Source organism: Pseudomonas sp. IT-P74 (assembly GCF_949768175.1).
Classification (GTDB): Bacteria; Pseudomonadota; Gammaproteobacteria; order Pseudomonadales; family Pseudomonadaceae; genus Aquipseudomonas.
In genome coordinates, this window is the sequence record NZ_CATKQD010000066.1 from 248,629 (window position 1) to 268,831 (window position 20,203).

A 20,203-nucleotide genomic window follows, 5' to 3' on the forward strand; every position below is an offset into this window, starting at 1 on the left:
TCGATGCTAGCAGCCTATACGGGGGGAAACGACATAACTATGTATTGCATGGTGAGTCGTGCAAGGTGCTTGAATGACAAGACTACTGGCCGGGGCGGGAGGTGAACGCCTAGACTTTGCCGATCTTCAGTTCAGGAATCGCCCGTGACCTCCATCTTCTGGTACGACTACGAAACGACTGGCATCAACCCCCGTTGCGACCGTCCGTTGCAAATGGCCGGCCTGCGCACTGACTTCGATCTCAATGAAATCGACGAACCGGTCAATCTTTACTGCCAGCCCAGTGATGACATCCTGCCGCATCCGGCTGCCTGCGCGATCACGGGGATCACTCCCGGGCAACTGCAGGCGCAAGGCTTGAGCGAAGCCGATTTCATGACCCGGGTGCATGCCCAGCTCGCTGCGCCCGGTACTTGTGGCGCGGGGTATAACACCTTGCGTTTCGATGACGAGATGACCCGCTACAGCCTGTACCGAAACTTTTTCGACCCCTATGCGCGGGAGTGGCAAGGCGGCAACAGCCGCTGGGACCTGATCGATGTGGTGCGCGCGGCCTATGCCTTGCGCCCCGATGGCCTGGTCTGGCCGACCGATGACGAGGGGCGGGTCACGCTCAAGCTCGAACGCCTGACCGCTGCCAATGGCATCGATCATGGCAATGCCCACGAAGCACTGTCGGACGTTCGGGCGACGATCGCCCTGGCGCGCCTGATACGGGAAAAACAACCGAAGTTGTACGACTGGCTGTTTCAACTGCGCAGCAAACAGAAAGTCATGGACCAGATACGCCTGCTGCAACCTTTGGTACATGTTTCCGGACGTTTTTCAGCCGCGCGCAACTATGTGGGGGTGGTGTTGCCGCTGGCCTGGCACCCACGCAACAAAAACGCCCTGATTGTCTGTGACTTGCACCTCGATCCCCAGGGCCTGCTCGATCTGGATGCCGAAAGTTTGCGCCAGCGCTTGTATACCCGCCGCGACGAACTGGCCGAAGGCGAGTTGCCGGTGCCGTTGAAGCTGATTCACATCAACAAGTGCCCGGTAGTGGCACCGTTGTCGGTACTTCGCCAGGAAGATCAGCAGCGTCTGGGTCTGGATATGGCGCTGTATCAGCAGAGGGTGTCGCAGCTCAATGACGCCCGGAAAGTTTGGCTGGATAAAGTCCTGACTATTTATGCCCGCGAAGATTTTTCCCAGAGTCAGGATCCGGAGCAACAGTTATACGATGGATTTATCGGTGACCGGGATCGGCGATTGTGTGAACAAGTCAGAACCGTTGACCCGATGCAATTGGCACAAGAGCAGTGGCCTTTCGATGACGAGCGTCTGCCTGAATTGCTGTTTCGATATCGCGCACGCAACTTTCCCGATACGTTGAATTCCGAAGAGCAAGAACGCTGGCGAATATTCTGTCAGAAGCGTTTGTCAGACCCTGAATGGGGTGCGCCAAATACCCTTGATAGTTTTGTGGACGCCGCGGCCCAATTGAGCGTTAGTGCTACTGGGTTTCAGCAGGGGGTGCTCGTTGAATGGCAGGATTATGTCCAGGGACTGCGCCAGCGTTTGAGTCTTTGAAATCGAACATGCCTGGGCTTAAAAGCCGCGCATAAAAAAACGCCAGCATTTGCTGGCGTTATTTTTTGTCACGGATCCATCTGCGACAAGCTCTGGGGCTTAGCCCAGCAGGGTAGCCCAGCCTTCCACCACGTCACCGCCCCACTTGGCTTTCCACTCTTTCAGAGTCTTGTGGTTGCCACCTTTGGTTTCGATGACTTCACCGTTGTGCGGGTTTTTGTATTGTTTAACTTTGCGAGCACGCTTGGTGCCGGTAGTTTTCACTGCGCCGCCGCGTGGTGCCTTGGTTTTGGATTCCGGATCCAGCAGCGCGATGATGTCACGCAGGGACTTGGAGTATTCACCCATCAGGGTGCGCAGTTTGCCTTCGAATTCCAGCTCGGTTTGCAGTTTGTCGTCTTGGGACAGGTTCTTCAAACGGGCTTGCAGCTCTTTGATAGCTTCTTCGGTGGCGCGATATTCGTTGATCAAGGACATGGTGACTACCTTATGTTGTGCGCAGGATGGCAGGTGACAGTGCGGCAATAATAGTCACGGTGTTTCATCAAGTAAACATTTAAGGCAAGTTTATTTAATTTAATTGCCAGGGAAGGGCGCGCGCATTGGTAAATGCAGTTATTAGTGTGGTCCAGGTCTGTCAGATATACATAAACTAACAATTGGCCGGTACCGCTAGAGCATCCGGGCGAACCGGTACCGGTACTGCCCACCCTGCCGCATCGGCCTTCCGGCAGGGAGAAACGTCAACAATACTGCAGTTTTGCTGCGCAATCGCTAGAATGGCGGCCTTTGCGAAGTTCTGGAGTTTCCCCCTCATGCGCACTTTTCGTCTGGTGATTTCTTGCCCGGACCGTGTTGGCATCGTTGCCAAAGTCAGTAACTTTCTGGCATCACACAACGGCTGGATCACTGAAGCGAGCCATCACTCGGACAATCTCAGTGGCTGGTTCTTCATGCGTCACGAAATCCGTGCCGACTCCCTGCCATTTGGTATCGAAGCGTTTCGTGAAGCCTTTGCCCCGATCGCCGAAGAGTTCTCGATGGACTGGCGCATCACCGATACCGAGCAAAAGAAGCGCGTCGTCCTGATGGCCAGCCGCGAGTCGCACTGCCTGGCCGACTTGCTGCACCGCTGGCACAGCGATGAACTGGACTGCGAAATTTCCTGTGTGATTTCCAACCATGATGACTTGCGCAGCATGGTGGAGTGGCACGGTATTCCGTACTACCACGTCCCGGTCAATCCGCAGGACAAGCAGCCGGCTTTCGCCGAGGTTTCGCGCCTGGTCAAACAGCACGACGCCGAAGTGGTGGTGCTTGCCCGCTACATGCAGATCCTGCCGCCCGAGCTGTGCAGCGAATACGCGCACAAGGTCATCAACATTCACCACAGCTTCCTGCCGTCTTTCGTCGGCGCCAAGCCGTACCACCAGGCCTCCCTGCGTGGCGTGAAGCTGATCGGCGCGACTTGCCACTATGTGACCGAAGAGCTGGATGCCGGCCCGATCATCGAACAGGACGTGGTGCGCGTCAGCCACAGCGACAGCATCGAAGACATGGTGCGCTTCGGCCGCGATGTCGAGAAAATGGTGCTGGCTCGTGGCTTGCGTTATCACCTGGAAGACCGCGTGCTGGTGCATGGCAACAAGACCGTCGTCTTCTGACGGACGTACGTCACAGTTGAAATTCGAAGGGCCTGGGCGTTCAATCGCTTCAGGCCCTTCGCCGTTTCCGCACCGAGGACATGACCATGGCCGATCCGCTGGACAAAGCCACCTCCAAGGCCCCGGCCACGCTGGGCGAAGGTTGCCTGAGCCGTTACGACCCGGATGATATGGGGCCTGAAACCGGTACGGAGTTTCCTGACGCCGCGCGGTTGTGGGAACAGTTGCAGCAAGAATCCGAGGACAAGCCCAAGCCTGCCTGAGTTTTATCAACTTCAGCAGCATGGCTCATACGGTCGTTTTGCAGCGCCAGCCAGTGGGCCTTGGTCATTGGCACCCGTCCGTTGTCGAGCAGGCGCTCCAGGGTTTGAAGCCAGTATCCGCGCGAGAACTCATGGCGCATGTCCACCGGGTGCAGGCCCAGGCGAATCACCGGGGCGTGCTGCCAGCGCTGTTCACGCCCGTCGCTGACAAGCTTCGATACACCCCGGCGCAAGGCGCTGCGCGCGCTCCAGACCAGCCCCGGCGCCTCGACCGCGATGAAATCCGGTAGCCGGTATAGGCGTTGCGAGTCACTGGTGTAACTCAACGGCAATTGGCGCAATGCCTGGCGAGTGCCTTGGCTCATCAGCCAGGCCGGGGCGACGAACCCCTCCAGTGGCCAGTCATGGCGGTGGAACATTTCGATGCCCGAACGCAGGCGGGCGAGCGCGGCTTCCTGCGACACACAGTAAAACTCGCCTTCGTGGGTGTAGACCCGACGCATGAACCATTCGCGGGGATGGCGGGTCATCGGCCCGTCGTCACAATGGAAATAGCCATGCAGTGCCAGTTCGTCGCCCCGGGCGAGCCTGGCACTGAGCTGGCGGCAAAACTGCGGATGGGCGTCCAGATTGTTGTGTTTGTGGAAGTCCGGGACCACCAGCCAGGTGATCGGCACATCACCCAAGGCGGCGACGGCTTTGACGAACGGTTGGTAATCGACCCAGGTGGGCGGTGCCACGTCGTGCAGTACCAGCAGTAAAGCGGGACTGTTCATGGGCTCAGCCATTGGCTGTCAGCGGCCATTGGCTGCCGAGCACGGCGTGATAGTGCCGCAGCAAACTGTTGACCACCGTATCCCAGGCGTAATGTCGTTCGACATGTAATCGCGCTTGTTGTCCCAAGGCTACGCTGCCCGAACCGAACAGTTCTCGAACGGCGGTGGCCATTGCGGCGGGATTGTTCGGCGCGCAGAGAAGGCCGCAGTTCTCGGTAACGATTTCCTCGAAGGCCCCTGCCGCCACGGCCACCACCGGTATTCCGCTGGCCATGGCTTCGAGTAACACCAGACCGAAGGTTTCCTGATCGCCGGCGTGGAGCAATGCGTCGGCGCTGGCCATCAGGCGGGCCACCTGTGCTGCCGGGCAGAACTCGTCGATCACCGTCACATTGGACGGCACGGCCGTGGGCATCGACGAGCCAACCAGCAGCAGGTGATAGCGTCGGCCCAGGTGTTTCATGCAGTCGAGCAGTACCGGCAGGTTTTTTTCCTTGGAACCGCGCCCGGCGAAGATCAATAGGCGGGTGTTGTCGTCCAGGCCCAGTTCGGCCCGCAGACCGGTGTCTCTGGCGTCAGGATTGAAGGTTTGCAGGTCAACGCCCAACGGCTGCACGAAGACATTCCTGACCCCAAGCCCGGTGAGCTTGTCGGCCATGACCCGGCTGGGCGCCAGGACCCGGTCGAAGTTGCCGTAGAGCTTGCTGACGTAGGCCTCGACGTTGTTGGTTATCCAGTTGCCCATACGGTTTCTGACCAGCAGGGGCAGGTCCGAGTGATAGAAGCCGATGACCGGCACATCGAGTTGTCGCCGCGCATCCAGCGCCGCCCAGGCGGTGAGATAGGGGTCGCCGACTTCGATCAGATCGGGTTGCAAGACTTGCAGGACATTGCGCCAGGGCGCCAGGCGCAGAGGAAAGCGATAGCCCTTGCCGAAGGGCAAGGCAGGGGCGGGAACCGTGAATATGCCATCCTGCTCGCCCAGGGACGATCCGGGGATCAGCAAACTGTGGCGAATGCCCGGCTTGATGCCCAGGCGACGGTGCTTCGCATCCAGATAAGTGCGCACGCCACCGCTGGCAGGGGCGTAGAACATGGTGATGTCAGCGATATGCACGATGAACGATCCTCCGGTCCCTGTACTCCTTTGGTTGACCTATATGAAGGATAGATGTTCGGTTTGGGTTGTGCGGGTGGGGGCGTCAGCGGGGTTTTGTAGTGTTTGGCAGGCCGCTATCGTCGGAACGCCGCCCGGAGCCGGCTCGCTCCTACACAGTCACCGTTTAACCCTGTGGGAGCGAGCCTGCTCGCGATGGCGCCAGTTCAGACGCTAGATTCGGAAACTGCCTACCAACTGCTTCAACCGCGCCGCCTGCTGCTCAAGGTCCGAGCACGCGCGCAATGTCGATTGCAGGTTTTCCACGCCTTCCTGATTCAGCGTGTTGATCTCGGTGATGTCGACGTTGATCGACTCCACCACGGCGGTCTGTTCTTCGGTCGCGGTAGCCACCGACTGGTTCATGCCGTCGATTTCACCGATACGCAACGTCACACTGTTCAGGCGTTCGCCCGCGAGGTTGGCGATTTCCACGCTGTCCTGGCTGTGGCGCTGACTGTCACTCATGGTGCTGACCGATTCCCGGGCGCCGACCTGCAGCTCTTCGATCATGGTTTGCACCTGTTGCGCCGATTCCTGTGTGCGGTGTGCCAGATTGCGCACTTCGTCCGCAACCACGGCAAATCCACGACCGGCTTCACCGGCGCGGGCGGCTTCGATGGCGGCGTTGAGTGCCAGCAAGTTGGTTTGTTGGGAAATGCTGGTGATCACTTCGAGAATCTGCCCGATGTTCACCGTTTTGCTGTTCAGCGATTCGATGTTGGAGCTCGATGCGCTGAGCATGCTCGACAGTTGATTCATCGCCACGATACTGCGGTCCACCACTTGCTGGCCGTCCTCGGCCAGGTTGCGGGCATCGCTGGCCTGGCTCGAAGCCTGAGCGGCGTTACGGGCAATTTCCTGGGCGGCGGCGCCGAGCTGGTTGATGGCGGCCGCGACGCTGCTGGTGCGCGAGGCTTGCTGGTCGGAGTTGAACATCGACGAGTTGGAAGCGGCCACTACGCGCAATGCCACTTCGTTGACTTGCCCGGTGGCCGAGGACACTTCGCGGATCGAGCCGTGAATGCGCTCGACGAAACGGTTGAACGCGGTGCCGAGGGTGCCGAATTCGTCATTGTTCTGGATGGTCAGACGCTTGGTCAGGTCGCCTTCGCCGTCAGCGATGTCGGCCATGGCGCGGGTCATGACGTGCAACGGCTGGATCAGGATGCGAATCAGCATGCCGAGCAGGGCGATGATGATGGCCACGGCAATGATGGTCGCAACCACAGCCGAGGCGCGGAACTCGCTGAGCATCGAGTAGGCTTTTTCCTTATCGACCGACACACCGATGTACCAGTTGACCGACGACAAGCCTTTGATCGGGGTGAAGGTCACGATGCGGGTTTTGCCGTCGACCTGGACTTCGCTCATTGCGCTGCTGATGGCTGGTGTGTCTTGCGGGTAGACATCCTTGAGCGTCTTCATCGCCAGCGCTTTGTCGGGATGTACCAGGATCATGCCGTCGGAACTGACCAGGAAGGCATAACCCATGCCGTCGAAATCCAGCGAGCCAAGGCTGTCGGCGATCACCTGCAAGCTCAGGTCGCCACCGACCACGCCGATGTTCTGGCCGTCCTTGATAACGCTGTCGACAATGGAAATCACCAGTTGACCGGAGGCAAGATCAATATACGGCTCGGTCAATGCCGAACCGCTGCTGCCTTGCGCGCTCTTGTACCAAGGGCGTGCACGCGGGTCATAGCCGTCGGGCATCTTGCTGTCCGGGCGAATGATGAAAGAGCCATCCTTGCTGCCGAGGTAGGCGCCCATGAAGGTCGAGGTGACGGCTTTTTGTACAAGCAGGCTGGAAACCTTGTCGGCATCGGGGTTGAGCGCGACAGTTTGTGACAGGTTTTCAATCAGCAGGCTGCGCCCGTTCAACCAGGTCTGGATATTGTTGGCGGTTACTCCGCCCATTTCCTGCAGATAATTTTCCAGGTTTTCGCGGATGGCATTGCGCTGCAAATAGTCGTTGTACAGCGTGAATGAGGCGAAGGCGGCAATCACAATGAGGGCGGCGGCAAGCAGGATTTTATGGCTGAAACGCAGATTTTTGTTCATGGCTTGGGGTTCCGCTAAGGTCTTAATGTCCAGCGCGTGCTTTTATAAAGGGACGCACGACGGGCAAGGTTGAAAGCAAGTGAATTTTCCGACTCTCCTTAGGGAAATTTCCGACCAGATCGTGTCTGACTGCTTTGTCGTAATCTCTATCGGCCGTGCAGGACCAAAGATTAATCATGGGTGACCAAATGCCTGACTCATTGCAACTCGTTATCGGCGCCGATCTCAAAGGGCAGCCGATTGCCCAGGCCATGCGCCTGGCGAACCGCCACGGATTGATCGCGGGCGCGACCGGCACCGGCAAGACCGTCACTTTGCAACGAATGGCCGAAGCCTTCAGCGATGCCGGCGTGGCGGTGTTCGCCGCTGACATCAAGGGTGACCTGTGCGGCCTCGGCGCCGCCGGCAACCCCCAGGGCAAGATCGCCGAGCGGATTGCCGGGATGCCCTGGCTCAACCACAAACCTCAGGCTTATCCGGTGACGTTGTGGGACATACACGGTCAGTCCGGTCATCCTTTACGCACAACCTTGAGTGAAATGGGGCCGTTGCTGCTGGGCAGCCTGCTGGAGCTGACCGACAGTCAGCAGTCGGCGCTGTACGCCGCGTTCAAGGTGGCGGACCGCGAAGGCCTGTTGTTGCTCGATCTCAAGGACCTGAAAGCGTTGCTCAATCACCTGCGGGACAACCCCCAGTTGCTGGGCGACGATGCGGCATTGATGACCACCGGTTCCAGCCAGGCGTTGCTGCGACGTCTGGCGACCCTGGAGCAACAGGGCGCCGAAGCCTTGTTCGGCGAGCCAGCGCTGCAACTCGAAGATATCCTCCAGCCGACGGCGGATGGCCGCGGACGCATTCATTTGCTCGATGCCAGCCGCCTGGTGCATGAAGCGCCGAAAGTCTATGCGACATTCCTGCTGTGGCTGCTGGCCGAGCTGTTCGAGCAACTGCCGGAGCGTGGCGATGCCGACAAACCGCTGCTGGCGCTGTTCTTCGACGAGGCTCACCTGTTGTTCAACGGCACGCCCCAGGCATTGCGTGATCGTCTGGAACAGGTCGTGAGGCTGATTCGCTCGAAAGGCGTGGGCGTGTATTTCGTCACCCAGTCGCCGGGTGACCTGCCGGATGATGTGCTGGCGCAGTTGGGTTTGCGCATCCAGCACGGTCTGCGAGCGTTCACCGCCAAGGAGCAGAAGTCCCTGCGCGCGGTGGCCGAAGGTTTTCGGCCAAATCCTGCGTTCGATGCGTTGTCGGTGTTGACCGAACTCGGGATCGGTGAGGCGCTGGTCGGCACCTTGCAGGAAAAGGGCACGCCGGAAATGGTCCAACGGGTGCTGGTCGCACCGCCGCAATCGCGGATCGGGCCTTTGACCGAAACCGAGCGCACGATATTGATCGCAGGCTCGCCGTTCAAAGGGCGTTATGACCAACCGATCGATCGCGAATCAGCCTATGAAGTGCTGATGGGACGCAAGGGACTGGCACCCGAGCCCGAAGCGGAGCAGGACAAACAGGAACCGAGTTTCACCGAACAGGCCGGAGAGTTCCTCGGCACAGCGGCCGGGAAGGCGCTGAAATCGGCGATGCAACAGGCGGCGAACCAGATTGGCCGACAGTTGGTGCGCGGCTTGATGGGCTCGTTGCTGGGCAGCAAAAAACGCCGGTAGCGAGCGGACACAATTTAACTGTGGGAGCGAGCCTGCTCGCGAATCGGTGTGTCAGGCAACATCATTGTTGAATGTCATGCCGCCTTCGCGAGCAAGGGGTGCCTATGAGGATTTGGTTTTGGCGTGCGCCGCCAGTCGCTCCAGCGCTGCCCGCAGATTCGGGTCGCTGATGCCATCGGCCGTGGCCTGAATGGTCGCTGCCGCGTCGTTGGACAAATCCATGGTGTGCCCGGCCGCACCTTGCTGAATGGTCGGCGGTTGAACTTTGAACAGGATCCGGGTCAGATTGGCAAACTCGTCGAACATTTGCAGTTGTCGTTGCAGGCGTTTTTGCTGGTAGCGCAGGCGGGTTGCCCAATGGCCGTCGGTGACAATCAGCAACAAACTGCCCTCGCGCCAGGAAGCCACGTGGCAATGCTCGCGAGCGGCGGGTTGCAATTGGCTTTCGAGCAAACGCTGCAGATGACCCAGACGTTGGGCGTGGCCGAGAATGGCTTTCAGCGGCTTGGCTTCGCGTAGTAGAACGGCAGGTACTTTGGCCGTAAGTGGGCGAAATGCCATGATCAGACACCTGAAGTAACAGAGGCGCCATGGTAGCAGAAAGCGCCGGATGCACCCGCCCATTGCTTTTGTGGGTGCTTTACCCATTAAATCAACAACTAACTTCTGCCTGGAACGGCTTGAAGTTGAGCAAAACGCCCTTATTTTAAGTGAGCCCCGTCAAAGCGCTGTGCCAGCATCGTGGAATATCGCCACTTTCCTCTCCATCGTTTCCGGGTAGAATGCTCGTTCGCATGCGGCCATGAGGGCTGCTCGGGCGACTCACGGGGCCGCCCTCCATCCCTTTAGTGTGGAAGATCCTGCCGATATGTTTGCGCCTTTGTTAAAGAAACTTTTTGGAAGCAAGAACGAGCGTGAAGTCAAACGCATGCTCAAGACGGTGCAACTCGTCAATGCCTTCGAAGAGCAAATGGTGGCCCTTTCGGACGATCAATTGCGTGCCAAGACCAGCGAGTTCAAGGCCCGCATCGCCAAAGGGGAATCCCTCGACAAGCTGCTGCCAGAAGCCTTTGCGGTCGCCCGCGAAGCCGGCAAGCGTGTCATGGGCATGCGCCACTTCGATGTCCAGCTGATCGGCGGCATGACCTTGCATGAAGGCATGATCGCGGAAATGCGTACCGGTGAAGGCAAGACCCTGGTGGCAACACTGGGCGTTTACCTCAACGCGCTGTCCGGCAACGGCGTGCACGTTGTCACGGTGAACGACTACCTGGCCCGCCGTGACGCCAACTGGATGCGCCCGCTGTATGAATTCCTCGGCCTGACGGTCGGCGTTGTCACGCCGTTCCAGCCGCCGGAAGAGAAGCGCGCGGCCTACGCCGCCGATATCACCTACGGCACCAACAACGAATTCGGTTTCGATTACCTGCGCGACAACATGGCGTTCAGCATGGAAGAAAAATTCCAGCGCGAACTCAACTTTGCCGTGATCGACGAAGTCGACTCCATCCTCATCGACGAAGCCCGTACCCCGCTGATCATTTCCGGTCAGGCCGAGGACAGCTCCAAGCTGTACATCGAAGTCAACAAACTGATCCCGACGCTTGAGTTGCACGTCGAAGAAGTGGAAGGCGAAGTCACCAAGGCCGGCCACTACACCGTTGACGAGAAGTCCCGTCAGGTCGAACTCAACGAAGCCGGTCACCAGTACGTCGAAGAAATGCTGACCCGCATCGGCCTGCTGGCTGAAGGCGAGAGCCTGTACTCGGCGCACAACCTGAGCCTGCTGACTCACGTCTACGCCGGTCTGCGCGCGCACAAGCTGTTCCATCGCAACGTCGAATACATCGTGCAGGACGGTCAGGTCGTACTGGTCGACGAACACACCGGTCGCACCATGCCGGGCCGCCGCTTGTCCGAAGGCCTGCACCAGGCCATCGAAGCCAAGGAAAACCTGAACATCCAGGCCGAAAGCCAGACCCTGGCATCGACCACCTTCCAGAACTACTTCCGTCTGTACAACAAACTGTCCGGCATGACCGGTACGGCCGACACCGAAGCGTTCGAGTTCCACCAGATCTATGGCCTGCAGGTCATGGTGATTCCACCGAACAAGCCGCTGGCCCGTAAAGACTACAACGACCTGGTGTTCCTGACCGCCGACGAGAAATACGCGGCAATCGTGGCTGATATCAAGGAAAGCATGGCCGCGGGCCGTCCGGTTCTGGTCGGTACCGCCACCATCGAAACCTCCGAGCACATGTCCAGTCTGCTCGTGAAGGAAGGCATCGAACACAAGGTTCTGAACGCCAAGTTCCACGAAAAGGAAGCCGAGATCATTGCCCAGGCCGGTCGCCCGGGCGCGCTGACCATCGCCACTAACATGGCCGGTCGTGGTACCGATATCCTCTTGGGCGGTAACTGGGAAGTGGAAGTGGCTTCCCTGGAAAACCCGACCCCTGAGCAGATCGCCCAGATCAAGGCCGACTGGCAGAAGCGTCACCAGCAAGTGCTCGAGTCGGGCGGTTTGCAGGTGATTGCCTCCGAGCGTCACGAATCGCGCCGTATCGACAACCAGCTGCGTGGTCGTGCCGGTCGTCAGGGCGACGCCGGTTCCAGTCGTTTCTACCTGTCGCTGGAAGACAGCCTGATGCGCATTTTCGCCTCTGACCGGGTGAAGAACTTCATGAAGGCCCTGGGCATGCAGCCTGGCGAAGCGATCGAGCACCGCATGGTGACCAACGCCATCGAAAAGGCCCAGCGCAAGGTTGAAGGCCGCAACTTCGACATTCGTAAACAACTGCTTGAGTTTGACGACGTCAACAACGAACAGCGTAAAGTGATCTATCACATGCGTAACACGTTGCTGGCCGCCGACAACATTGGCGAGACCATCGCTGACTTCCGTCAGGATGTGCTCGACGCCACCGTCAGCGCACACATTCCTCCGCAATCGCTGCCTGAGCAGTGGGACGTGGCCGGTCTGGAAGCTGCATTGCAGAGTGATTTCGGTGTGACGTTGCCGATCCAGCAATGGCTCGACGAAGACGATCACCTGTACGAAGAAACCCTGCGCGAGAAACTGATGCAGGAACTGATCGCGGCGTACAACGAGAAAGAAGACCAGGCGGGCGCCGAAGCGCTGCGCACCTTCGAGAAGCAAATCGTTCTGCGCGTACTGGACGACCTGTGGAAAGACCACCTGTCGACCATGGATCACCTGCGCCACGGTATCCACTTGCGTGGTTATGCCCAGAAGAACCCGAAGCAGGAATACAAGCGCGAGTCCTTCACCCTGTTCTCCGAATTGCTGGACTCGATCAAGCGCGACTCGATCCGTGTGCTGTCCCACGTTCAGGTTCGCCGCGAAGACCCGATCGAAGAAGAGCAGCGCCTGCGTCAGGAAGCCGAGGCACTGGCCGCTCGCATGCAGTTCCTGCATGAAGAAGCCCCAGGCCTTGAGCAGCCGGAAGTGTTGGGCGAAGAGGTCGATGTTGCCCTTGCTGCCGCGCCGGTTCGCAACGAGCAGAAGCTGGGTCGCAATGAGCTGTGCTACTGCGGTTCGGGCAAGAAGTTCAAGCATTGCCACGGGCAGATTCAGTAAAACCCGTTTCAATCGCTGAAATACCCGCGCCGCGACCGGCTTCTGCCGTCGCGGCGTTTTACCATTCGAACCGCCGTTCTGCTGAAACGGTGCTGACATCATTTATAAAGGAGCGCATTCATGGCTGTTGGTCTTGGTCCTTTGCCAACGTTGCACCCGGTTGCCGGTTTTGAACTCGGTATCGCCTCGGCCGGCATCAAGCGCCCGGGGCGCAAGGATGTTGTGGTCATGCGCTGTGTAGAAGGCTCCACGGTTGCCGGCGTGTTCACCCTGAACGCCTTTTGCGCCGCACCGGTGATCCTGGCCAAACAACGCGTGCAAGGTGCTGTGCGTTACCTGCTGACCAACACCGGCAACGCCAACGCCGGCACCGGCGAGCCTGGCCTGGCCGCCGCCGAGCGCACTTGCGCGAAACTGGCCGAGTTGACCGGTGTCGATGCCAGCCAGGTGCTGCCGTATTCCACCGGTGTGATCGGCGAGCCGCTGCCCGTCGAGAAAATCGAAGGCGCGCTGCAAGCGGCCCTCGACGACCTGTCGATCCATAACTGGGAAGCTGCCGCCACCGGCATCATGACCACCGACACCCTGCCAAAAGGTGCCAGCCGTCAGTTCCAGCACGACGGTGTGACCATCACCGTTACCGGGATCAGCAAAGGCGCCGGCATGATTCGCCCGAACATGGCGACCATGCTCGGCTACATCGCCACTGACGCCAAAGTCTCCCGCGACGTGCTGCAAAACCTGATGCTGGACGGCGCCAACAAATCGTTCAACCGTATCACCATCGATGGCGACACCTCGACCAACGACTGCTGCATGCTGATCGCTACCGGTCAGGCGGCGTTGCCGGAAATCACCCGTGCCGAAGGCGAGCTGTTCGCCAAGCTCAAGCAAGCGGTGTTCGAAGTGTGCATGGACGTGGCCCAGGCCATCGTTCGCGACGGTGAAGGCGCGACCAAATTCGTCACCGTTGAAGTCAACGGCGGCGGCAATCACCAGGAATGTCTGGATGTCGGTTACACCGTGGCCCACTCGCCGCTGATCAAGACCGCGCTGTTCGCCTCGGACCCGAACTGGGGCCGTATCCTGGCGGCCGTAGGCCGTGCCGGTGTACCGAACCTGGACGTGAGCAAGATCGACGTATTCCTCGGTGAAGTGTGCATTGCCAGTCGTGGCGCGCGCGCGGCGACCTATACCGAAGCCCAGGGCGCGGCGGTGATGCAGCAGGAAGAAATTACCATCCGTATCGAGTTGGGTCGTGGCGATTGCAGCGAAACCATCTGGACCACCGACCTGTCCCACGAATACGTGAAGATCAACGCCGAGTACCGTACGTAAGACCGCGTTGCCCCTATCGCTAGCAGGCTAGCTCCCACACTGGTTCCTGGTGTACACAAATCCAATGTGGGAGCTAGCCTTGCTAGCGATTGCGGTCTGTCAGTCGCCAACTAGACTGCTCTGTCCTCCATCCAAAGGTCCCGAACATGAGCCTGCACCTGATCATCGGCGACAAACTGCTTTCTTCCTGGTCCCTGCGAGGCGCCTTGGCCCTCGACCTGACCGGCGCTTCCTACACCGAAGAACTGATCAAGCTGAACCAGCCGGACACCCGTGAGCGTCTGCTCAAGCATTCACCGACCGGCAAGGTCCCGCTGCTGAAAACCGAACACGGCACCATCGCCGACTCCCTGGCGATTGCCGAATATCTGGCGGAACAGTTTCCCGACGCGAACCTGTGGCCCAAAGACACTGCCGCCCGTGCCCAGGCGCGTTCGGCCTGCGCGCAGATGCACAGTGGCTTTTTCGCCATGCGCGGCAACATGCCGTTCGACCTGAGCCATGACGCAGCACTGTCGCCGGTCCCGGCCGATGTCCAGGCGGACATCGAGCGCATGTCGGCGTTGTGGGCCGAGTGTCGTGCCGCTGCGACCGAGGGCGGTCCGTACCTGTTTGGCCGCATCACGTTGGCCGATGCGTTCTTTGCACCCATCGCCGTGCGCCTGCGCACCTATCGGGTGAAACTGTCCGCGGCTGACGAAGCCTATGTTGAAACCCTCTACCAATGGCCAGCGTTCAAGGCCTGGCAGAAGGCTGGACTGGAGGAGTTGCAAAGGTGAAACGAGTCCATGTCGCCGCCGCCGTCATCCGCGATGGCAGTGGCCAAATCCTGATTGCCCGCCGTGCCGATACCCAGCACCAGGGCGGCTTGTGGGAGTTTCCCGGTGGCAAGGTCGAGGCCGACGAATCGGTCGAAACCGCACTGGCCCGTGAACTCCATGAAGAGCTGGGTATCGTGGTCGGCGCGACGCGCCCGCTGATCAAGGTCCGGCACGATTACCCGGACAAGCAGGTGTTGCTGGATGTCTGGGAAGTCTCGGCGTTTACCGGCGAGCCCCACGGCGCCGAAGGCCAACCACTGGCCTGGGTGTCGCCCCGAGATTTATCGGATTACGAGTTTCCGGCAGCCAATCAGCCGATCGTCGCGGCCGCGAAACTACCCGCTCAGTACCTGATCACCCCGGAAGACCTGGAAACCCCGGCGTTGCTGCGGGGAATCCAGAAAGCCATCGCGGGTGGGATCAAGCTGATCCAGTTGCGTGCACCGAACGGTTACGACCCGAAATACCGCGACCTGGCCGTGGATGCGGTAGGGCTGTGTGCCGGCAAGGCGCAATTGATGATCAAGGGGCCGTTCGAATGGCTGGGCGACTTCCCGTCCGCCGGTTGGCACATTACCTCGGCGCAACTGCGCAAGTACGCAGCGGCTGTCCGACCGTTACCGGCATCGCGCTGGCTGGCGGCTTCGTGCCATAACGCTGAAGAACTGGCGCTGGCCGAACAGATGGGGGTGGATTTCGTGACCCTGTCGCCGGTGCAGCCGACCCAGACTCACCCTGGCGCCGAACCGCTGGGTTGGGAACAGGCATCGAGCTTGATCGAGGGCTTCAGCAAGCCGGTGTTCCTGCTGGGTGGGGTTGGCCCGGCTGAGGTCGAGAAAGCCTGGGCTGCGGGGGCACAGGGTGTGGCGGGGATTCGGGCGTTTTGGCCTGAGGCCTGATTCTGTGCTGTAGCTTATGACGCCATCGCGAGCAGGCTCGCTCCCACAGGTGACCGCATTGTTGCTGAAGAAATGCGATCAAATGTGGGAGCGAGCCTGCTCGCGATGAGGGCCTGACAGCCGCCGACTAAACCTCAGGTTTCGCAGCCGGCTGCCAAAGAATCTCGGCAATTCCCTGACGCTTGGCAATCAGCCGCGCTATCACAAACAACAGATCCGACAACCGATTGATATACGCCAGGCCAACCCCGGCCAACGGCTCAATCGCATTGAGCTGCTGACAGCGCCGTTCTGCGCTGCGCGCCAGGCTGCGGCAGACATGGGCCTGGGCAATCAGCGTCGAACCGCCGGGCAAGATGAAGTTTTCCAGCGGCCCCAACTCTTCATTCCACACATCGATCGCCGCTTCCAGACGTTCGATTTCCGCTGCATCCAACGCCTGATACACCGGCATCGCCAGTTCGCCACCCAGATCAAATAACCGATGCTGGCAGGGGGCCAATACCTCGATCACTTCGTTCAAGCCTGGAAACTGAGCAGTTTGCGCCGCCAACCCGGCCAGAAGCACCCCAACCTGGCTGTTCAGCGTATCGACTTCGCCAATGGCCTCGATCCGCGGGTGATCCTTGGGTACGCGACGACCATCGCCCAGCCCGGTCTCGCCTTTGTCGCCAGTGCGGGTGTAAATCTTCGACAAACGAAAGCCCATGGTTACCTCGATAGCAGGTTGAGTTGTTGCGAGACAGGCGGTGTACTCGCCAAGGGCAGGCGCAAGGTGAAGCAGGTGCCCTGGCCCAGGGTCGATTGCACTTCCATCTGTCCCTTGTGGTTATTGGTGATGATGAAGTACGACACCGACAGGCCAAGCCCGGTACCCTGGCCGATTTCCTTGGTGGTGAAAAACGGTTCGAAGGTCCGTTTGCGCACGTTTTCGCTCATGCCGATGCCGTTGTCCTCGACCTGGATTTCCGCCCAGGGCGGATTGAGCCTGGTGCGCAGAATGATCCGCCCCGGCTCGCTGTCGTCTTCGCGCTGGTGGATGGCTTGCGCGGCGTTTTTCAACAGGTTGAGCAGCACTTGCTCCAGTTCGTTGGCGGTGCCGGGAACCGGTCCCAGCGAAGGATCGAACTGACGAATGATGGCCTGGCCCTTGAAGTCGAAACCGATCGCCAGGTCGAAATCGTTACCGGCGATCTCTACCGCCTGGTCGATCAGGGCGGGCAGGTCGCACGGGGCCATCTGGCGGGTGCTGCGACGGCTGAAGCTGAGCATGTGGGTAACGATTTTCGCCGCCCGGGCACCGGCCTGCTGGATGCCGTCGAGCAACTGTGGCACTTCGCGGATTTGCAGGTACTGGTTGACCGTCGCCAGTTCGATGCCGGCCTGTTCGGCCACTTCGAGGTTTTTCGGCAGATCGGGCGACAGGCGTCGGCGAATGTTTTGCACGTTGTGCAGGATCGCGCCCAGCGGGTTGTTGATCTCGTGGGCCATGCCGGCGGCCAGGCCTCCCACTGAAAGCATTTTTTCCGACTGCACCATCATCTCTTCAAGGGACAGGCGCTGGGTAATGTCGTCGATCCGGATCACCACGCCGCGCCCGGCACCGCCCATCAACGGATAGAAGGTCAGGGCATAGTGGCGGGGTTCGTCGTCCTTGAGCCAGGTAACACGTTCGATCTTGGCCACCGTATGCTGCTCGACCGTTTCCTTGAGTTGCGGCAAGAACGGCTTGAGCGGTTCGAAGGCGAGGAAGATGGGCTGGTTGAGAGCTTCATCAAGGCGCGTGCCGGACAGGGCGCTGGCCTCCTGGTTCCATTGCGTCACGTAGAGCTGTTCGTCGAGGGCGATCAGCGCCGATGGCATGGAGTCGATGATGCTGTTGAGGTAGTTCTGGAAACCGGTGAGCTTTTTCTCGATCTTGCTGCGCACCTGGACTTCGAGCTCCAGTTTGCGGTTGGTATGGCGGGTTTCTTCCGCCAGCCCCTGGGCCTGGTCGTAGGCCGCCTGGGAGTCGTCCCTGGCCCGCTTGAGTTGCTGCTCCCTGGCCTCGATCCGCGAGAGCATGGTATTGAACGCCTCGGCGAGGCTGCCGATTTCATCGTGGTTTCCGCGTGAAGCACGCAGTGCGTAGTTTTCTTCACGGGTGACCTGCCGGGACAACTCTTCGAGCTGGTGGATCGGCCGGGTAATCAGGCGCTTGATCTGGCGGGCAATGATCAGCCACAGCAGTACGCTGAAGATCAGAATCCCCAGGCTCGCCGTCAGGGTCCCGGTGTAGAACGCCACTGGCAGTTCGCTTGAGGCCACCAGCAGCAGGTGCCCTGGTGCCGCACCGGTGCGGGGCAGGGGGATGACTTGGTTGGTACGAAACTCGGTGGCCTGCCAGTCTTCGATATGCCGGAAGCGCTTCGGCAGCTCCAGGTTATCGCCATGCTGCAATTGCGCCAATCGCTCACCCTTTCCGTCATACAGGGCCGCCGCGCGCAATGGCGAATAGCTGTTGAGTTCATTCAGCAGGCGCTCGGCGCTTTGCGGTGACGCCAGGGCCTCGGAGGCCAGGCTCGGGTTGGATACCAGCCGGCCGATGGTCTGCAGGGCCTGGGGCGCCATGCTTTCCTGGGAGATGTAGTAGGCGGCGCTGATAAAGGTCAGGTTGGCAACCAGCAGGACGGTGACCATCAGTACCAGCAGGGCGGCCAGCAGTTTTTGGCCGACGGGCAGGTTTTCAAGGCGCTGACGCAATGGCATCGGATTCATCGCAGACAAGGAACAAGTGGCCAGCGTAGCCGCTGCTCAGTCGCTGGGCAATCCAAGGCTTTGCAGGCGAGCGATCAACCTTGCCTCAAGTTGATTGAGGTGAGGCAGGTTCAGTTGATGGCGCCCGGCCACTTTGCAGGCGTAACCGAGCAGGTAGCTGATTTCCGTGCGACGCTGGCTCGTGACGTCCTGATGCATCGAGGAGTAGTTGGCTGCGGTAGCGTGAATCACCCGTTCGACTTCCTGCTGCAGGTTTTCGGCCGCTGCCGGCTGACCACAACGCTCAAGCAACTCCACCAGTTCACCGCACAGGGTGGCGACTTCACAGTGATGTTGCTGCAAACCGCCGTTGCGGCAATCGTGCAGCACCGTCAGCGGATTGATCGCACAGTTGAGGGCGAGTTTGCGCCACAGCCGGGTCAGGATTTCGGTGCTCCACTCGTGAGGGATACCGGCAGCGCTCAGGTCGTCGAGCCAGATCGGCGCCACCGGATGGCTGGCATCCCCCAGCCAGGTGAAGCCATGCCCGGCAAACACCACGCGCCAATCGCCATCGCGGAAGGCACCTTCGGTACTCGAGGCATAGATGCAGCGAGCCTGAGGAACCTGTGCGGCCACCGCGTCCTGACTGCCCAGGCCATTTTGCAGCAGGATCAATTCGGCGCCTGGGGCCAGGCGTGGCGTCAATTGGGCCACCGCGCTTTCGGTATCGTAGGCTTTGCAGGCCACCAGCAGGCGGTGGATCGGTTGGGGATTGTCGGCTGTCTCGGCGGGTACGGCATAGTGTTGCGCCTCGCCGTGCTCCACCAGGGTCAATCCACCGGCCGCCTCATAGGCCTGCAGTCTCGCGGTGTCCCGCAGTATCAGCCTGACCGGCACGCCAGCCCGTGCCAGACGTGTCGCCCATAAGGTGCCGAGGCTGCCGGCGCCCAGTACATGCCAGGTGGTGGACATCAACTTTTTGCTCTGTTTAAGGCGTGCATCGGCAGCTCGCAGTGAATGATGGGAAAGACCCGTTATAATCAGCGCGGATTTTAACCGCAAGCCAGGCGTGCTCCATCAGTGCGCCTTTAAATTTGGAGAGATTACATGCCGTCGTTCGACGTGGTATCCGAACTGGACAAACACGAAGTCACCAACGCGGTCGAGAACGCCGTCAAGGAACTCGATCGTCGTTATGACCTGAAAGGCAAAGGCAGCTTCGAGTTCAAGGAAAAAGACCTGACCGTCAACCTGACCGCCGAAGCGGATTTCCAGCTCGAAGCGATGATTGAGATCCTCAAGCTGGCGCTGGTCAAGCGCAAAATCGACGTGCAGTGCCTTGAAGTCAAGGACGCGTTCGCATCGGGCAAGCTGATGAAACAGGAAGCCGTCCTCAAGGAAGGCATCGACAAGGAGCTGGCGAAGAAAATCGTCGCCCATGTCAAAGACGCCAAGCTCAAGGTTCAGGCGGCCATTCAGGGCGAGCAGGTTCGTATCACCGGCAAAAAGCGTGATGACCTGCAAGAAGCCATTGCAGCGCTGCGGGCCAAGGAATTCGGTATGCCGCTGCAGTTCAACAACTTCCGCGACTGAGTCTCGAATCGGGAACCTCTTGGCGTTTGCAGCGTCGGAGGCCA

The 20,203-nt window shown here is 59.8% G+C and carries 15 protein-coding genes and 1 pseudogene; 8 read left to right on the forward strand and 8 right to left on the reverse strand.

From position 1 onward, the window contains the following. The first annotated feature begins 144 nt into the window (after positions 1-144). Positions 145-1,575: an exodeoxyribonuclease I gene (gene sbcB, locus ACM6J5_RS23515; protein ID WP_414929429.1), complete on the forward strand. Its 1,431-nt coding sequence runs from the start codon at positions 145-147 to the stop codon at positions 1,573-1,575. A 99-nt stretch (positions 1,576-1,674) separates the two neighbouring features. Here the strand turns inward: sbcB and mvaT are convergent, their stop codons facing one another. Beyond that, positions 1,675-2,052 (reverse strand): histone-like nucleoid-structuring protein MvaT, encoded by a 378-nt coding sequence (gene mvaT, locus ACM6J5_RS23520; protein WP_007933316.1) that lies wholly within the window; start codon positions 2,050-2,052, stop codon positions 1,675-1,677. A 338-nt stretch (positions 2,053-2,390) separates the two neighbouring features. On the opposite strand from mvaT, the gene purU reads away from it, so the two are divergent. Continuing rightward, complete coding sequence (gene purU / locus ACM6J5_RS23525) at positions 2,391-3,239, forward strand: formyltetrahydrofolate deformylase (protein ID WP_007993692.1); 849 nt, start codon at positions 2,391-2,393, stop codon at positions 3,237-3,239. Between the two features lie 277 nt (positions 3,240-3,516). Here purU and ACM6J5_RS23530 read toward each other — a convergent pair. The 3 genes and pseudogenes from ACM6J5_RS23530 to ACM6J5_RS23540 form a co-directional block, all read right to left on the reverse strand. After that, positions 3,517-4,290: pseudogene (locus ACM6J5_RS23530) on the reverse strand (DUF2334 domain-containing protein); the annotation flags it as partial. Next, positions 4,283-5,395 carry a glycosyltransferase family 4 protein gene (locus ACM6J5_RS23535; RefSeq protein WP_095942794.1) on the reverse strand — a complete coding sequence of 371 codons (1,113 nt, stop codon included), beginning with the start codon at positions 5,393-5,395 and terminating at the stop codon, positions 4,283-4,285. The gene ACM6J5_RS23535 and the pseudogene ACM6J5_RS23530, both read right to left, overlap by 8 nt. A 213-nt stretch (positions 5,396-5,608) precedes the next feature. After that, a complete protein-coding gene (locus ACM6J5_RS23540) occupies positions 5,609-7,498 on the reverse strand; it encodes a methyl-accepting chemotaxis protein (protein ID WP_414929430.1) in 1,890 nt (629 codons plus the stop codon). Between the two features lie 188 nt (positions 7,499-7,686). Between ACM6J5_RS23540 and ACM6J5_RS23545 the strand changes: the two genes are divergently transcribed. Continuing rightward, complete coding sequence (locus ACM6J5_RS23545) at positions 7,687-9,165, forward strand: helicase HerA-like domain-containing protein (protein ID WP_095942826.1); 1,479 nt, start codon at positions 7,687-7,689, stop codon at positions 9,163-9,165. Between the two features lie 102 nt (positions 9,166-9,267). Here the strand turns inward: ACM6J5_RS23545 and ACM6J5_RS23550 are convergent, their stop codons facing one another. Next, positions 9,268-9,726 (reverse strand): DUF721 domain-containing protein, encoded by a 459-nt coding sequence (locus tag ACM6J5_RS23550; protein ID WP_095942792.1) that lies wholly within the window; start codon positions 9,724-9,726, stop codon positions 9,268-9,270. Positions 9,727-10,033: 307 nt separating this feature from the next. Here ACM6J5_RS23550 and secA point away from each other — a divergent pair, with 307 nt between their 5' ends. The 4 genes from secA (at position 10,034) to ACM6J5_RS23570 (ending at position 15,827) form a co-directional block, all read left to right on the forward strand. Further along, the gene (gene secA, locus ACM6J5_RS23555; RefSeq protein ID WP_095942791.1) at positions 10,034-12,769 is read left to right on the forward strand and encodes a preprotein translocase subunit SecA; all 2,736 of its coding nucleotides are present in this window, start codon (positions 10,034-10,036) and stop codon (positions 12,767-12,769) included. A 120-nt stretch (positions 12,770-12,889) separates the two neighbouring features. Then, positions 12,890-14,107 (forward strand): bifunctional glutamate N-acetyltransferase/amino-acid acetyltransferase ArgJ, encoded by a 1,218-nt coding sequence (gene argJ / locus ACM6J5_RS23560; protein WP_414929431.1) that lies wholly within the window; start codon positions 12,890-12,892, stop codon positions 14,105-14,107. 146 nt (positions 14,108-14,253) lie between these two features. Beyond that, positions 14,254-14,886 carry a glutathione S-transferase family protein gene (locus ACM6J5_RS23565; RefSeq protein WP_414929432.1) on the forward strand — a complete coding sequence of 211 codons (633 nt, stop codon included), beginning with the start codon at positions 14,254-14,256 and terminating at the stop codon, positions 14,884-14,886. Then, positions 14,883-15,827: a Nudix family hydrolase gene (locus ACM6J5_RS23570; protein ID WP_414929433.1), complete on the forward strand. Its 945-nt coding sequence runs from the start codon at positions 14,883-14,885 to the stop codon at positions 15,825-15,827. Before ACM6J5_RS23565 ends, ACM6J5_RS23570 begins: the two co-directional genes overlap by 4 nt. Positions 15,828-15,954: 127 nt before the next feature. Here ACM6J5_RS23570 and ACM6J5_RS23575 read toward each other — a convergent pair whose 3' ends face one another. Genes ACM6J5_RS23575 through ACM6J5_RS23585 form a run of 3 tightly spaced genes read right to left on the reverse strand, consistent with a single transcriptional unit; the run spans position 15,955 to position 19,538 of the window. After that, positions 15,955-16,536: a cob(I)yrinic acid a,c-diamide adenosyltransferase gene (locus tag ACM6J5_RS23575; RefSeq protein WP_414929434.1), complete on the reverse strand. Its 582-nt coding sequence runs from the start codon at positions 16,534-16,536 to the stop codon at positions 15,955-15,957. A 2-nt stretch (positions 16,537-16,538) separates the two neighbouring features. Then, a complete protein-coding gene (locus ACM6J5_RS23580; RefSeq protein WP_414929435.1) occupies positions 16,539-18,575 on the reverse strand; it encodes an ATP-binding protein in 2,037 nt (678 codons plus the stop codon). A 45-nt stretch (positions 18,576-18,620) separates the two neighbouring features. After that, positions 18,621-19,538, reverse strand: coding sequence for a putative 2-dehydropantoate 2-reductase (locus ACM6J5_RS23585; RefSeq protein WP_150673657.1), 918 nt, complete (start codon positions 19,536-19,538; stop codon positions 18,621-18,623). 135 nt (positions 19,539-19,673) lie between these two features. On the opposite strand from ACM6J5_RS23585, the gene ACM6J5_RS23590 reads away from it, so the two are divergent. Next, positions 19,674-20,159 carry a YajQ family cyclic di-GMP-binding protein gene (locus tag ACM6J5_RS23590; RefSeq protein ID WP_053155306.1) on the forward strand — a complete coding sequence of 162 codons (486 nt, stop codon included), beginning with the start codon at positions 19,674-19,676 and terminating at the stop codon, positions 20,157-20,159. The last annotated feature ends 44 nt before the right edge of the window (positions 20,160-20,203 follow it).

Coding starts and splice junctions, on each gene's coding strand:
- mvaT (WP_007933316.1), bottom strand. CDS start 2,052: ATGTCCTTGATCAACGAATATCGCGCCACCGAAGAAGCTATCAAAGAG.
- purU (WP_007993692.1), top strand. CDS start 2,391: ATGCGCACTTTTCGTCTGGTGATTTCTTGCCCGGACCGTGTTGGCATC.
- ACM6J5_RS23540 (WP_414929430.1), bottom strand. CDS start 7,498: ATGAACAAAAATCTGCGTTTCAGCCATAAAATCCTGCTTGCCGCCGCC.
- ACM6J5_RS23545 (WP_095942826.1), top strand. CDS start 7,687: ATGCCTGACTCATTGCAACTCGTTATCGGCGCCGATCTCAAAGGGCAG.
- ACM6J5_RS23550 (WP_095942792.1), bottom strand. CDS start 9,726: ATGGCATTTCGCCCACTTACGGCCAAAGTACCTGCCGTTCTACTACGC.
- secA (WP_095942791.1), top strand. CDS start 10,034: ATGTTTGCGCCTTTGTTAAAGAAACTTTTTGGAAGCAAGAACGAGCGT.
- argJ (WP_414929431.1), top strand. CDS start 12,890: ATGGCTGTTGGTCTTGGTCCTTTGCCAACGTTGCACCCGGTTGCCGGT.
- ACM6J5_RS23565 (WP_414929432.1), top strand. CDS start 14,254: ATGAGCCTGCACCTGATCATCGGCGACAAACTGCTTTCTTCCTGGTCC.
- ACM6J5_RS23575 (WP_414929434.1), bottom strand. CDS start 16,536: ATGGGCTTTCGTTTGTCGAAGATTTACACCCGCACTGGCGACAAAGGC.
- ACM6J5_RS23580 (WP_414929435.1), bottom strand. CDS start 18,575: ATGCCATTGCGTCAGCGCCTTGAAAACCTGCCCGTCGGCCAAAAACTG.
- ACM6J5_RS23585 (WP_150673657.1), bottom strand. CDS start 19,538: ATGTCCACCACCTGGCATGTACTGGGCGCCGGCAGCCTCGGCACCTTA.
- ACM6J5_RS23590 (WP_053155306.1), top strand. CDS start 19,674: ATGCCGTCGTTCGACGTGGTATCCGAACTGGACAAACACGAAGTCACC.